This window comes from Bacillus sp. SIMBA_005, assembly GCF_046535585.1.
GTDB lineage: Bacteria > Bacillota > Bacilli > Bacillales > Bacillaceae > Bacillus > Bacillus pumilus.
The window spans coordinates 1-255 of the sequence record NZ_JAWRWI010000761.1 but is presented as its reverse complement, the minus strand read 5'-3'; the positions used below and the strand labels follow the sequence as shown (position 1 = coordinate 255).

The following is a 255-nucleotide window of genomic DNA, read 5'->3' as shown; positions in this document are numbered from 1 at the left end:
CGCCGTGACACAGTTGAAAACCGGTGTCGGAGTGGAAGCGGGTATCGCGATCGTTATCGTAGCGATTACACTCGACCGTATCACGCAAAACATTAAAGTGAAGAAGAAGAGCAGGGGGAATGCCTGATGCTTAAAAAAATCATCGGCATCGGCGTTTCAGCCATGCTGGCGCTCTCACTTGCGGCTTGCGGTTCAGAAAACGATGAAAATGCATCCGCAGCAGAACAAGTGAATAAGACCATCATCGGGATTGAC

Annotated in this window: 2 pseudogenes; both read left to right on the top strand. The window is 49.8% G+C overall.

What is annotated here, in order from left to right:
- A pseudogene (locus SB660_RS22110) lies at window positions 1-127 on the top strand (glycine/betaine ABC transporter); the annotation flags it as partial.
- Window positions 127-255, top strand: a pseudogene (locus tag SB660_RS22105) (glycine/betaine ABC transporter); the annotation flags it as partial. The pseudogenes SB660_RS22110 and SB660_RS22105, both read left to right, overlap by 1 nt.